This is a genomic window from Candidatus Chryseobacterium colombiense, from assembly GCA_029203185.1.
GTDB classification, from domain to species: domain Bacteria; phylum Bacteroidota; class Bacteroidia; order Flavobacteriales; family Weeksellaceae; genus Chryseobacterium; species Chryseobacterium colombiense.
The window spans coordinates 2,776,181-2,790,374 of record CP119310.1 but is presented as its reverse complement, the minus strand read 5'-3'; the positions used below and the strand labels follow the sequence as shown (position 1 = coordinate 2,790,374).

Here is a 14,194-nt window from a genome sequence, read left to right as displayed (position 1 = left end):
TATGATCACTATTAATAATTTATCAAAAACTTACGGTAAAGCAACCGTTTTAAATATAGAAAACCTTGAAATTCCCAACGGCGAAACTTTCGGTTTGGTGGGAAACAACGGAGCAGGAAAAACGACACTCTTCAGCTTAATGCTGGATTTAATTCAGGCAACAACAGGTTTTGTAAGCATAGATGGTATAAAAGTAAATGAATCTGAAGATTGGAAAAATAAAGTTTCAGCCTTCGTAGACGATTCTTTTTTGATAGGCTATCTTACACCAGAAGAATATTTTTATTTCATCGGAGAATTGAGAGGACAGAATAAAGCCTCTGTGGATGAGTTTTTAAAACAGTTTCATGATCTTTTTAACGGTGAAATCCTAAACTCTGGGAAATACGTTCGCGATCTTTCAAAAGGAAACCAGAAAAAGGTAGGAATTGTGGGCGCGATTATCGGAAACCCTGAAATTATTATTTTAGATGAACCTTTTGCCAATCTCGATCCTTCTACACAGATTAAACTTAAGAATTTAATTAAAGAATTATCCAAGCAGGATGGAGTAACCTTTCTTATTTCCAGCCATGATCTTTCACATACAACAGAAGTCTGTAACCGAATTGTGGTGGTGAACAAAGGACAACTGGTAAAAGACATCCAGACGAATCCTGAAACGCTGAAGGATCTGGAACAGTATTTTGCAGATCAGGTCTCTAAGCCGGCTGAAGAAATTATGTAATTCAAATTAAATATTAAAAATGGCAGGTGCTGAATCCCAAAACGTGACCGATTATCCAAACAGCAATACAATTTTTATGGTTTGGAAATTGGTTGATGATCCCAAACTGAAAGAAGTTTTTCAACAATTGTGTGCGTTGGTACTCAACCTTAATAATTCTGTTTTCAACAGGTTTCCGGACAGCAGATCGAGCTGTGTATTCGGAATTGGATATCGTGCATGGAATATCCTTGGTCTTCCGACTCCGCTACCTAAAGAACTGGTCAGTTTTGAGGAGATAAAAGGAGAAAAGCATACCGCAGTTTCTACACCGGGAGATTTGCATTTTCATCTGAGAGCGGATGATAAAAGTATTATTTTCGATATGGCAATTGAAATTTCGAAATTACTGTCCCCTGTTGCGGAAAGCATTTTGGAAATTCATGGATTTAAATATTGGGATGCTCGATCGATTCTTGGTTTTGTAGACGGAACTGAAAATCCACACAACGAAGACCGTGATTTTTTTGCTAAAATTGGAGATGAAGATCCACAGTATAAAGGCGGAAGCTATCTTTTCACCCAGAAATATCTTCACAATATGAATGCGTGGAGAAGCCTTTCTACAGAAGAGCAGGAGAAGGTAATAGGAAGATCAAAAGAGAATGATATTGAAATGTCGGATGATGTGAAGCCTGCAAACTCTCACATTGCATTGGCTAATATTGAAGGGGAAAACGGAGAAGAGCTTAAAATTGTTAGAGATAATATGCCATTCGGAAGCCCTTCAACAGGTGAGTTTGGAACCTATTTTATTTCTTACGCCAATACATTCTCAACAACTAAAAAAATGCTGACGAATATGTTTATTGGTAATCCTCCGGGGAACTACGACAGGATTTTAGACTTCAGTACAGCGGTTACTGGAACACTTTTCTTTGTTCCGACCAGAGATATGTTGGATGAATTTTCAGGATAAAATAAGAGACAGAATTTTTCTGTCTTTTTTAATATAAAATCATTGTGTTTTGTCATTCTGACGGAGTAAGAATCTCATCATTTAAACAGATTCTTCACTGCATTTCATTTCGTTCAGAATGACAGAAAGAATAAATTTTCAAAAAAAAAATTTTTGTGTAACCTTTTTAAAACTTTGTTGTCTTTAAGATAGAAACAGATAATTCATGAAGCTTTTATTTGGAAATAAAAAAGAAGATTTGCTCAGCCGCCTTAAAAAACAGGACCCGGCTGCTCAAAAAGTTTTTTATGAGCAGAACGTCAAAAAGTTTCTGAGCGTAGGGAAAAGCTACATCAGCGATTTGTATCAGGCGGAAGATTGTGTCATTAAAGCCTTTTGTAAAATTTTCAAGCACATTGAAAGCTTTCGTGGAGAAGGAAATCTGGAAGGATGGGCAAGACGAATTGTTGTCAATGAGTGTCTTAACTTTATAAAAAGTCACAAAACCGTTTTTTATATTGATGATATCAATCCGTCATTGATGATGGATGCTTCCGAAGAAGAAGTTATTTTTGATTTCAATGCGCAGGATCTTTTAGATCAGCTTCCGGATGCGTACAGAATGGTTTTCAACTTGTATGTATTGGAAGACTATTCGCATCAGGAGATTGCCGATACACTGAAAATTTCCACTGCAGTGAGCAAGACCCAATTGTTTCGGGCAAAAGAGAAGCTGAGAGTACTTTATCTTCAACAACAAAAAACAATGAAAAATGAACACATTCAGAGATAATTTGGAACACCAAATAAAAAAACAGATCACCGAAAGAGAAATTGCTCCTTCAAGAGATCTTTGGTCTGAGATAGAGTTGCAGAAAGAAAATCCACAATCTAAATTCCGTATGAACTGGCTGTTGGCAGCGGCATGTATTATACTTGTTTTTGGTTTGGGCTTTGTACTCTTTTCAAATCCTTCAGAAAAAAATAATATCAAGGATACTACAATCACTAAAGTAAAAGAGAGTTCTACCCAGGAAAGAACAACTGAAAAGATAGATGAAATTACAGTTTCTGAACCTGTATATGCAGAGAAAAAAATAATTAAGGAAACTAATGAACCTGTCAATAAAATCGTTGATAAAGTCCAGTCCGTTCCTAAAGTTTTAGCTGAGCAAACACAAAAAGCAGCTTCAAAAGATGAAACACCGGTGATAGCTCCTGAAATTTCTAAGGTTTCTGCTCCGGCGGATAAGATTGTGGCTCAAGCAGAAGATGCTAAGAAAACTTCTGTGAAAAGGAAAAAATACGTAGATCCTGCTACCTTACTTTTTTCGGTAGAGCATAAAGATGTCATCGAAAAAACAAAGGAAAGCAATGTGGCAACCGTTGATCTGAACCGTAAATAATACTAAAGTTTAACAATTAAAAATTAATAATATGATTAAAAAAATGATCATGATGGGATTCGTATGTCTTGTTTCCACATCAATATATGCGCAAAGAAAACCGTTGATAAATCTTCAGCCTAAAGAAGATACAGAAGTAAGCCCTATTGTAAAAGAAAAAGTAGATGAATATGCCAGAAAGATCGATGCAATTATTAAGGAAGAAAAGAAAATGATGGAAGCAGAATTACTGACTCTCCAGGCAAAAAATCTTGATAAAACAGAATTTGATAAACAAAAATCTGTATTGGCAGATCGTTTCTCGGAAAGAATAGATCAGAGAATTGAAGAATTAGGTTTTGATTTGGATACGGTGATCCAGAAGCAGGTAAGATATTCACTACTGAATTCTGACGTAACTTCCAATGAAGAATTAAAAGAAAAACTGTTGAAAAAATTCAGACCTACAAAAAACTTTGCTGGATATATTTCTTATGGAATCATGAATCTTACCAACAGTGAAGCAGACAATGCGCTGGATAAAAACTTAGGATATGCCGGAAATCTTGAATTCGGGTTAAAATTTAATTATCAGTTCAGTAGAACAAGTCCATGGGGATTGATTTCCGGAATTGGCTTCTCATGGAGAACATTAAGTATTGACAATAATATGTTCGTTGCCAAAGATGCTAACTCTAATGTTTATCTGGCCAATTATGAGAAAGGATTAAGTAAAAGCAAGCTGAGAACAGGATATATTATGGTTCCGCTGGGAATTCAGTACAATTTTTCCAAGCTGAAAAATGCAGGAATGGATATTCAATACAGAGATTATCAAAAAGGATTTAAAGTGGGAGCCAATGTTTACGGTGGAGTAAAAATGTCAACCAATAATATTATAAAAGGAGAAGGAATCAGCGACAGAGACAGAGGAAATTATCAGGTGAGTCCTTTCATTTACGGAGGTCAGTTTACAGTTTCTTATGATGACTTTAGTATTTTCGTGAAAAAAGATTTCGGGAACTTCTTTAAAAACGGAAACTTTGAAAACGATAAAGCACTAGTTTTCGGAGTAGCACTTTGGTGGTAAAAGTCGAAAATATTTTCTGCTGTATGTAGATTAATATTCGATGGCTTGAATACAAAATAAAAATAAATTATTAATCTTTGGTATGAGAATTGAATAGTAAATAATAACATTCATATTAACAAACAAAAGCACTCTGCAATTTTCTGCAGAGTGCTTTTGTTTATGATGAGATCTTACTTTAAACTACCTACCATATCTTCAGGTTTTACCCATTCATCGAATTGTTCAGCCGTTAAAAGTCCTAGATTGATAGCTTCTTCTTTTAGGGTTGTACCGTTTTTATGAGCTGTTTTTGCAATTTTTGCAGCATTTTCATATCCGATATGAGTATTCAAAGCTGTTACCAACATCAGGGATTTATCTACAAGTTCTTTGATTCTCTCATGATTCGGTTCGATTCCGACGGCACAGTGATCATTAAATGAAATACATGCATCAGCAATTAACTGAGCAGATTGTAAGAAATTAAAAGCCATTACCGGTTTGAAAACATTCAGCTCGTAATTTCCTTGAGTTCCTGCAAAAGAAATAGTAGTATCATTTCCTAAAACCTGCGCACAAACCATCGTCATAGCTTCATTTTGAGTAGGATTTACTTTTCCCGGCATGATTGAAGAGCCCGGTTCATTTTCAGGAATGTGAATTTCCCCGATTCCGGAACGTGGTCCGGAAGCCAGTAATCTGATGTCCTGAGCAATTTTATATAAAGAAACCGCCAATTGTTTTAAAGCTCCATGAGACTCTACAATTGCATCATGAGCAGCCAGAGCTTCAAATTTATTTTCAGCCGTTACAAAAGGATGATTGGTGAATTTTGAAATATATTCGGCAACTTTTACGTCATAGCCTTTTGGAGTATTCAAACCTGTTCCTACGGCAGTTCCCCCCAAAGCAAGCTCGGAAAGATGAGGTAAGGTATTTTTTAAAGCTTTGATTCCGAAATTTAATTGAGCAACATATCCTGAAAATTCCTGTCCTAGAGTTAAAGGCGTTGCATCCATCAAATGGGTTCTTCCGATTTTAACAACATCTTTAAAAGCCTCTGATTTTTGGGCTAAAGTATCTCTTAATTTTTCAACGGCTGGGATTGTTGTTTCAACTACTTTTTTGTACGCTGCAATATGCATTGCTGTTGGATACGTATCATTGGAAGACTGGGATTTATTTACGTCGTCATTCGGATGAATTTCTGATTTCTCACCTAAAGTTCCGCCATTGTTTACATGAGCTCTGTTAGAAACGATTTCATTCACATTCATGTTAGACTGCGTTCCTGATCCTGTTTGCCAGATTACCAAAGGAAACTGATCATTAAGCTTTCCTTCTAAAATTTCTTCGCAAACTTTCGTGATCATATCTCTTTTCTCAGCGGAAAGAACACCCAGATCGGTGTTGGCGTATGCTGCCGCTTTTTTTAAGTAAGCAAAAGCTTCAATAATTTCGTGCGGCATAGAACCTTCAGGTCCTATTTTGAAATTATTTCTTGATCGTTCGGTTTGTGCACCCCAAAACTTATCAGCCGGAACCTGCACTTCGCCCATGGTGTCTTTTTCTATTCTGTAATTCATGTGATTGAAATTTTATTTAGATTAAATTTTGTGATTTAAGGGTGGAATAACATTGTATAAAGTTACTCAATAATGGAAAACCCTGCAATTTATAATCATTATAAATATCAATCTAAGTCTCTGATTTTGCTCATGCTTTTTTAGGTAAGCTGTATTTTTGTGTCAATAAAAAATTGAAATGGAATTTAGATATCAGGATCCGTATCCGATTCAGAAAGATAATACGGTGTACAAGAAACTTACTTCAGACTATGTAAAAGTTGAAAAATTAGGAGACAGAGAAATTTTAACGGTAGATCCGAAAGGTCTTGAACTACTAGCTGAAGAAGCTATGGCAGACGTTTCTTTTATGCTTCGTTCTTCGCATTTGGAAAGTTTGAGAAGAATTATTGATGATCCTGAAGCTACAGATAATGATAGATTTGTTGCTTATAATTTATTACAGAATGCTGCGGTTGCGGTAGAGGGGGCTTTACCTTCTTGTCAGGATACAGGAACGGCGATTGTGATGGGTAAAAAAGGTGAAAATGTGTATACGGGAGTTGATGATGGTGAATATTTAAGCAAAGGAATTTATAATACCTATCAAAAAAGAAATTTAAGATATTCTCAGGTTGTTCCTTTAACGATGTTTGACGAGAAAAATTCAGGTTCAAACCTTCCTGCACAGATTGATATTTATGCTAAAAAAGGAGATTACTACGAATTTTTATTCTTAACAAAAGGAGGTGGTTCAGCCAACAAGACATTCCTTTATCAAAAGACAAAATCTTTGCTGAACGAGAAATCTCTTGAAGAATTTGTTAAAGAAAGAATTTCTGATTTAGGAACAGCGGCTTGCCCGCCTTACCACTTAGCTTTGGTTATCGGTGGAACTTCTGCTGAAGCAAATTTAGCAGCGGTGAAAAAAGCTTCTGCAAAATATTATGACCATCTTCCGACAGAAGGAAATGAAGCAGGACAGGCTTTCAGAGATTTGGAATGGGAAGCAAAAGTTCAGAAAATCTGCCAGGAAAGTGCGATTGGAGCACAATTCGGAGGTAAATATTTAACGCATGATGTGAGAGTAATCAGACTTCCTCGTCACGCGGCGTCTTGTCCTGTAGGAATGGGAGTTTCTTGTTCGGCTGACAGAAATATTAAAGGAAAAATTACAAAAGAAGGGATTTTCTTAGAGCAATTGGAGCAGGACCCAAAGAGATTTTTGCCAGACACTCCTCCGCATCTGGAAGAAGCAGTTGAGATTGATTTGAATAAGCCAATGCCTGAAATTTTAGCGGAGCTTTCAAAATATCCGATCAAAACAAGATTAAAATTAAACGGAACTTTAATTGTGGCGAGAGATATCGCCCACGCAAAAATCAAAGAAATTCTTGACAGTGGTAAACCAATGCCTGAATATTTTAAAAATCACCCGATTTATTATGCAGGACCTGCAAAAACTCCGGAAGGAATGGCCTCAGGAAGTTTCGGACCTACAACGGCAGGAAGAATGGATGTATATGTGGATGAATTCCAGAGCCATGGTGGAAGTATGATCATGCTGGCAAAAGGAAACAGAAGCAAAGATGTGACAAATGCCTGTGGAAAGTATGGAGGTTTTTATTTAGGGTCAATCGGAGGTCCGGCTGCAATTTTAGCAAAAGACAATATTCTTTCAGTTGAGGTAGTAGACTTCCCTGAATTAGGAATGGAAGCGGTAAGAAAAATTGAGGTAAAAGATTTCCCTGCATTCATCATTACCGATGATAAAGGAAATGACTTCTTTGCAGATCTGGCACACTAATTAGTTTAAAATTAAAATAAATAAGAAAATAGGACCTGTATCTTTTGTATAAAAAAGAAAAAAGTTCTATTTTTGCCTAAAATATTAAGTAAAATGATGTTATCAGCATTTTGGCCGTTTTATCAGTTCCTTTGGACGATCTACTTTTTTACAATGTTCTTAGTAGGATTCTGGTGTATTTTTATGTTTTTCGGATTGGTGATTCCAATGTGGTTGACTGAAGGTTTGAAAGAATACTTTGGTAAAGTAGCTCCTTTTGATCCGGAAGAAATTAGAAGTAAAATGGTTTACGAACAAGAAGGAGTAGAAGTTATTTACAACTCGCCTAAAGGTCACGGTCCTTTTATTCACGATAGTCACGGACATCATTAATTTGTATGTCATTGCTTTTTCACCTGAATTCTGAAAGAGCAATATCAAAGCAAAACAACATATATTAAAACCACTAATTTATTAGTGGTTTTTCTGTTTTATCCATTTCTGAGTTTTTCCGGAGATATCCCAAACTTCTTTTTAAACGCTCTGGAGAAATTCTGTACATACTCATATCCGCAGTCTATTGCTATTTCTTTGATCATAATGTTTTTATCAATGATAAGTTTCTTGGCCTTCAGCATTCTAAGCTCGCAAACATAATCTACAATGGTTGAATGATAATGCTCTTTAAACTCTTTCCTGATTTTATTTTCATTAATTCCAAGTTCTTTGCTTAGCTCGATTATCTTCAGGCTTTTATGGTAATTTTCGTCAATGTATTTTTTGATGCGGATATGGAGTTTCGAAGTGTTTTCAGCATTGTCTTTTTCGGTAAACTGTTCAAAAATTAAAATCAAAAGCTTAATAATTTTTGCCTCTACGAATAGTTTTTGTAACATTCCCTTCTTTGAATATTCGATAATCTCTTTCAGAATAATATGCATTTCTACCGTCATCAAAGGAGGCGTCTGTTTGTGCAGGAAAATGAAATTATTTTTTGTCATTTGTTCAAGTATATCTGCGCTCTCTTTGCTTTTTTGAGGATTGAAAAGATTAAAAATATACTGATATGTGATTTGAATCTGCAAATACTTTAAAGACTCCTGGTTTTGTGTCCATAGCTTAGCTTTACTCTCTTTTGAAGAATAGTGGAGAATGTATTGATTTTCTTTGAATGAAAATTGAGTTCCGCAGTCTTCCGCTTCCAAATTAATATTGGGACTCAGTAAAAAAAGAAGATTAAAACTGGACTTTCCTTCCACTAAATTCGATTTAAGGTATTTTTCCTCATTTGAATTAGTGTGTAAGAGGATAGAGATTGCGTCTGAATGATAAATTTGCCCCTCCTTGATAGTATTCTTCATATGGCGGTTTTTCAATTTATTATTAAAAAATCACTCTTTTCTTTTTATAGATTGTATGATTAGCAATAGTTTGGAGATGATAACAATACTTAATCCGATACAAGTAATTTTGCGCAAATTTAATATAATTAATTTAGAATAAATAAAAATAAATATTCAAATGTTTAAAAATTTATATTTTGTGGCGACCAGAATTAGGTTTGGATTAGGAACATTAATCATTGCAACGGGAGCTATGTCTGCCCAGCAATGGCAGGATGTAGGAATACCTGGAAATCTTTCTTCCGGTACATCAAGCTACAACAATTTGGTAATTGATGCACAGGGGAATTATTATGTTTCCTATTATGATGTAGCGTTGGGAAAAGGCTCTGTTCAAAAATTTAATGGAACATCCTGGTCTTATGTTGGAGGTTCTGCAGGGGTTACGACAGGAAGTGCAACATTCAGTTCGTTATCTGTAGACACTTCAGGAAGATTATATTACACCAATCAATGGGCCTATCCAAATTCAGGAATGGAAGTTCGGAAATTTGACGGAACTTCATGGAGCCAGCTTCCAAACGCATTTAGTGCCACCACAAATTATCAGGCATCCGCAGTAGCCCCAAACGGAGATCTTTTTGTGTATGGTTCTGTAGATTCTGGTACAGTAAAACGTTATGTAAGCGGGACCTGGGAACAGGTTGGTCCAACAGGAATTGCGGGTGGAGTTCCCTATAATGCTGAAATGGTGATCGGAACTAACGGAAAAGTATATGTCTGTCAGAATTCATCAGGAGTAAAAGTATTTGAAAATTCTTTAACGGCTTCTTCATCAGATGTTTGGACTTTAGTTGGAGGTGCTTCAGTTGGAACTACCTTTACAGAAGGGGTAAATGCGACTTCGGATATTGCTATAGGAGCAGATAACAAATTATATGTAGTCTATTCCTCCAATGCTTCAAATAACAGAAAGCTTAATGTGAAAAAATTCAATGGTACTGATTGGGAACAGGTAGGGGATGCAAATTTTGGAATTTCAAATGATCTTTATAATGTAGCCGTTGCAGTAACACCAACAGGAAAAATATATGTTGTGGCAAGCGGCTGGATCATTAACGGAGGAAAAAATACAGTGTATGAATATAATGCTACTACGAATACTTGGATGACTTTTGGAGGCGATTTCGTATCTGACGCTACAGCAACATATAATGATTTGCAATATGATACGGTTAGTAATTCGTTAGTGCTTACTTATTCGCAAAGTGGTGTGAGAGTAAAGAGAATTTCTCTTACTCCGGCTTGTAACAATACTGATCCGGGATCGAATCCTGGAGATACAGGTTGTGTAAGTTTTACTTATAAAGGACAGCCTGTTTCTTATACAACGGTAAGAGGGCAGGATGGAAAAATTTGGCTTCAACAGAATTTAGGGAGTACTCAGGTAGCTGCTTCAATGACAGATACAGATTCGTATGGAGACCTTTTCCAATGGGGAAGATGGGATGACGGTCACCAAGGGCGAAATTCTTCGACCGCGTCTATGCCTTCGGTCAATAATCCTTCTGGTTTGTCAGGGATTACTTCATTTATTATCGGTTCAGGAACGAGTAATTATTGGTGGAGTGCCAATGCATTAACGGATAAATGGTCAGGCGAAAATATTACTGGCATTACTTCAGAAATCGGAATAGATCCTTGTAAAGCCATTGGACAAGGTTGGAGATTGCCAACTCAGGCAGATTGGACTACAGCTGTGAATGCAGAAGGTATTTCAAATCCTGTTGCTGCATTTAACAGTAAGCTTAAACTTCCTGCTGCTGGTAACAGAAGCCCTATTGATGGTTCTTTTACTTATGCAGGACAAAGAGGATATTACTGGAGTTCTGATGTGTCGGGTTCGGGAGGAAAGTATCTTTATGTTGGGACAACGATTGCGAATGCGGCTTCAGGAGGCCCCAGAGGACAAGGTCAGTCACTAAGATGTATAAAAGAAACTTCTGCGCTGGGAACATCAGATATCAAACGTGTAAGTCTTGGTATTTATCCGAATCCTACAAAAGATATTTTGAATATTAAAGTTGATTCATTCATTGATGCTGTCAATGTTACCAATATGGTAGGGCAAAGAATAAATGTTCAGTTCTCTAATAATCAAGTCAATCTGCAGGGCTTTCCAAACGGGGTGTATATTGTAGAGGTAAAACTAAAAAACGGACAGACAATTTCTAAAAAGGTGATTAAAAACTAATTCCGTTCATATTAGATTGATAGACAAAAGGCTTACAAAAGCCTTTTGTTTTTTTATAATTCGGCTAAATCATGTGCTCCATTGGTTTACAAGTAAAGGAAACTCATCAATGCATAGTTTTTAAATCGCATAAAATCTAAAATTTTATATTAAAAAAACAATAATTCTGGAAAATGAATTACTTTAGTATTTATTAATATGAAAAACTAGATCATATGAGAAAATTATATTCCGGAATCATGATGCTTTTTGTAGCTTTTGTTTTTGGGCAAATAAGTTATACGATTAACCCGAATCCGTTTAACGAAACAGATGCGATTACTTTAACGATTCCCGGCAACCAGATTGATGAAACCGCTTGGGGAGTTACTAATAATGCGATCTATATTTGGTCATGGTCTTTAGACACTAATTACCAAAACAGTCAGGATTGTCCTACCAATGGAAGTTGGAATAATTCGAATGATTTAAATAAATTAAATTATAATGCAGGAACGGATACTTATTCTTTAAGCTTTACTCCGACAGCATTCTACAACAGAACGGGAATTGGAAGATTAGGGTTTCTACTAAAAGATAAAACCGGAGCGCATCAAACCTCTCCCGATGTTTTGGTAAATGTTGGAGTTTTAAACTTAACGCTTACCAATCCTTCTGTGAATAGCTTAACTTCCGTTCCGGTAGGAAATTCAATCAATATCACAGCCAATACAAATGTTAATGCAACCTTTCAGCTAAAAGCAAATGGAGTCGTTGTACATTCCACTTCTACGCCATCTACTTCATACGCTTACAACTATACAGTGACACAAGATGCAGATATGGAATTAATTGCTAATCAGGGTTCCGGTTCTAAAAATGCCAAGTTCATTTTGCAGGTTCCAAGAAATGTAATTTCTCAACCCATTCCAAGCTGGATCAGACAGGGAATTAATTACGATCCGGCTGATCCTACACGAGTAGGCTTTGCCTTGTATGCACCCTACAAAAACTTTGTTCATCTGATCGGAAGCTTTAATAATTGGAGCGTAAATGATGCCTATCTGATGAAAAGAGATACCACGAATCCCGATCTTTACTGGTATGAGCTAAATGGACTTACTCCACAGCAGTTATATACTTTTCAATACAGAACCAATGATCTGAAAAAAGTGGCGGATCCTTACTCTCCGCAGATTCTGTCTTCGTATGATGATCCATCAATTTTATCAACTACTTATCCGAATCTTCCGGCTTTTCCTGCAGGACAGGGTTTTGAAGTTTCAATGTTTAAAACAGGACAAACTCCTTACAATTGGCAGATCACCAACTTTACAAGACCAAGCAAAGAAAATTTAGTGGTGTATGAATTGTTACTAAGAGACTTTACCCAGGAAAAAAACTGGCAGTCACTGATCAATAAGATCAATTATTTAAAAGATTTAAAAATCAATGCCATCGAACTTCTTCCGGTTATGGAATTTGAAGGAAACCTTTCCTGGGGTTACAATACATCCTTTCATTACGCCTTAGATAAAGCTTACGGAACGCCTGAAAAATTTAAAGAATTTATAGATTTGTGTCACCAGAACGGAATTGCAGTGATTTTAGATATTGCTTTTAATCATGCAACAGGGCGCTCTCCTTTGGTCAGACTTTGGAATGTAGATCCTGATGGAGACGGTTATGGAGATGTAGCCGCAAACAATCCATACTTCAATACCATTCCGAAACATTCATATAATGTATTTAATGATTTCAATCATTCAAGTCTTTCGACTAAATATTACGTTGAAAGATGTCTGCAACAATGGCTGACAGAATATCATATCGATGGGTTCCGCTGGGATCTTACTAAAGGCTTTACTCAAAATTGTTCGGAAAATGATGAAACCTGTACCAATGCTTATCAACAGGACAGAGTCGACATTCTAAAATATTATGCCGATAAACAATGGAATATTGATCCGAATTCATATATGATTTTTGAGCATTTGGGAACGGATGTAGAAGAGCAGCAATGGGCAAACTACAGGGTTGCTGAAGGAAAAGGCGTAATGCTTTGGAATAAGCAGACAGATCCTTATAATCAAAACACAATGGGATATGTATCGAACAGTAATTTTGATCGGATGGATCATGAACTTCATGGTTTTACTAATATGAGAGCAGTAGGGTACGGCGAAAGTCATGATGAAGAAAGGCTGATGTTTAAGAACCTTGCTTATGGCGCTGCAAACGGAACGTATGATGTGAAAAATCTTAATACCGCATTGGATAGAATGAAGACTTTTGGGGCAACATTCTTTACGATTCCGGGACCTAAAATGATATGGCAGTTCGGAGAATTGGGATATGGTTTCAGTATCAACAGATGTACCGACGGAACTATCAATACCAATTGCCGTACCGATGAAAAACCGGTTGCTTTTACTCTGGGTTATGATACAGATGCCAATAGAAAAGCGGTATATAACACTTGGGCGCAGATTATCAATATCAGAAATGCCAATCCCGTTTTCAAATCAAAAACCTATACAGTAGAATCAAACAATCTGACGAACGATCCTGACGGACTGATTACGAGAATTTATGTGTATGATACAACATTAACGGGAACAGATCTGAAAAATATTGTGGTTCTTGCTAATTACGGAATTACGTCAAAAAATGTAGTTCCCTATTTTCCATATACCGGACAATGGAAAAACCTGATGGATAATACCGTCCTGAACGTAGCTTCAACAACTGCCCCGATTACATTACAGCCGGGAGAATTCAGAATTCTTGGAAGTACGGATGGAACCTTATCAGTTTCAGAAGTGAACTCTGAAAGCAGATTGTCTCTTCAGGTTGCTGATAATCCGGTGAAAAAAGGGATTGCTAAATTCATTTATAGTAAAGCGAAAAATGGTAAGATTACAATTTATGACCTGTCCGGAAAAAAGATGGATTCCTTTAAACTTAATAATGAAAACGGAACTTACGAGTTTACAATAAATTATCCAGCCGGAACATATCTTGTTCAGTTGAAATCGGAAACAGGAGTTGCTATTCAGAAAATGATTATCAGATAAAAATATATAAATTTAAAGCTCATGAAAATGGGCTTTTTTTGTTCGTTATCAATTCCGTATCTTTGCCAA

General features: G+C 36.3%; 11 protein-coding genes. 9 read left to right on the top strand and 2 right to left on the bottom strand.

Features of this window, described 5'->3' with window-relative positions; translation table 11 throughout:
* The first annotated feature begins 1 nt into the window (after nt 1).
* The 5 genes from P0Y62_12450 (at nt 2) to P0Y62_12430 (ending at nt 4,139) form a co-directional block, all read left to right on the top strand.
* On the top strand, nt 2-727 hold the full coding sequence (locus P0Y62_12450) for an ABC transporter ATP-binding protein (protein ID WEK68660.1): 726 nt from the start codon (nt 2-4) through the stop codon (nt 725-727).
* A 19-nt stretch (nt 728-746) separates the two neighbouring features.
* Nucleotides 747-1,685 carry a Dyp-type peroxidase gene (locus tag P0Y62_12445; GenBank protein ID WEK68659.1) on the top strand — a complete coding sequence of 313 codons (939 nt, stop codon included), beginning with the start codon at nt 747-749 and terminating at the stop codon, nt 1,683-1,685.
* A gap of 205 nt (nt 1,686-1,890) precedes the next feature.
* Nucleotides 1,891-2,457, top strand: coding sequence for an RNA polymerase sigma factor (locus P0Y62_12440; protein WEK68658.1), 567 nt, complete (start codon nt 1,891-1,893; stop codon nt 2,455-2,457).
* Nucleotides 2,438-3,070 carry a hypothetical protein gene (locus P0Y62_12435; protein WEK68657.1) on the top strand — a complete coding sequence of 211 codons (633 nt, stop codon included), beginning with the start codon at nt 2,438-2,440 and terminating at the stop codon, nt 3,068-3,070. The genes P0Y62_12440 and P0Y62_12435 overlap by 20 nt, the downstream gene beginning before the upstream one ends.
* A gap of 31 nt (nt 3,071-3,101) precedes the next feature.
* Nucleotides 3,102-4,139 carry an outer membrane beta-barrel protein gene (locus P0Y62_12430; protein WEK68656.1) on the top strand — a complete coding sequence of 346 codons (1,038 nt, stop codon included), beginning with the start codon at nt 3,102-3,104 and terminating at the stop codon, nt 4,137-4,139.
* Between the two features lie 173 nt (nt 4,140-4,312).
* Here P0Y62_12430 and fumC read toward each other — a convergent pair whose 3' ends face one another.
* A complete protein-coding gene (gene fumC, locus P0Y62_12425; protein WEK68655.1) occupies nt 4,313-5,707 on the bottom strand; it encodes a class II fumarate hydratase in 1,395 nt (464 codons plus the stop codon).
* Between the two features lie 178 nt (nt 5,708-5,885).
* On the opposite strand from fumC, the gene P0Y62_12420 reads away from it, so the two are divergent.
* Nucleotides 5,886-7,493: a fumarate hydratase gene (locus P0Y62_12420; protein ID WEK68654.1), complete on the top strand. Its 1,608-nt coding sequence runs from the start codon at nt 5,886-5,888 to the stop codon at nt 7,491-7,493.
* 93 nt (nt 7,494-7,586) lie between these two features.
* The gene (locus P0Y62_12415) at nt 7,587-7,865 is read left to right on the top strand and encodes a hypothetical protein (GenBank protein ID WEK68653.1); all 279 of its coding nucleotides are present in this window, start codon (nt 7,587-7,589) and stop codon (nt 7,863-7,865) included.
* Nucleotides 7,866-7,963: 98 nt separating this feature from the next.
* On the opposite strand, the gene P0Y62_12410 is transcribed toward P0Y62_12415, so the two are convergent.
* Nucleotides 7,964-8,833, bottom strand: coding sequence for an AraC family transcriptional regulator (locus P0Y62_12410; protein ID WEK68652.1), 870 nt, complete (start codon nt 8,831-8,833; stop codon nt 7,964-7,966).
* Nucleotides 8,834-8,993: 160 nt separating this feature from the next.
* On the opposite strand from P0Y62_12410, the gene P0Y62_12405 reads away from it, so the two are divergent.
* Both P0Y62_12405 and P0Y62_12400 read left to right on the top strand, forming a co-directional pair.
* A complete protein-coding gene (locus P0Y62_12405; protein ID WEK68651.1) occupies nt 8,994-11,069 on the top strand; it encodes a T9SS type A sorting domain-containing protein in 2,076 nt (691 codons plus the stop codon).
* 215 nt (nt 11,070-11,284) lie between these two features.
* Entirely contained in the window at nt 11,285-14,125 is a 2,841-nt protein-coding gene (locus P0Y62_12400; GenBank protein WEK68650.1) for an alpha-amylase family glycosyl hydrolase, read from the top strand.
* Nucleotides 14,126-14,194 lie beyond the last annotated feature (69 nt).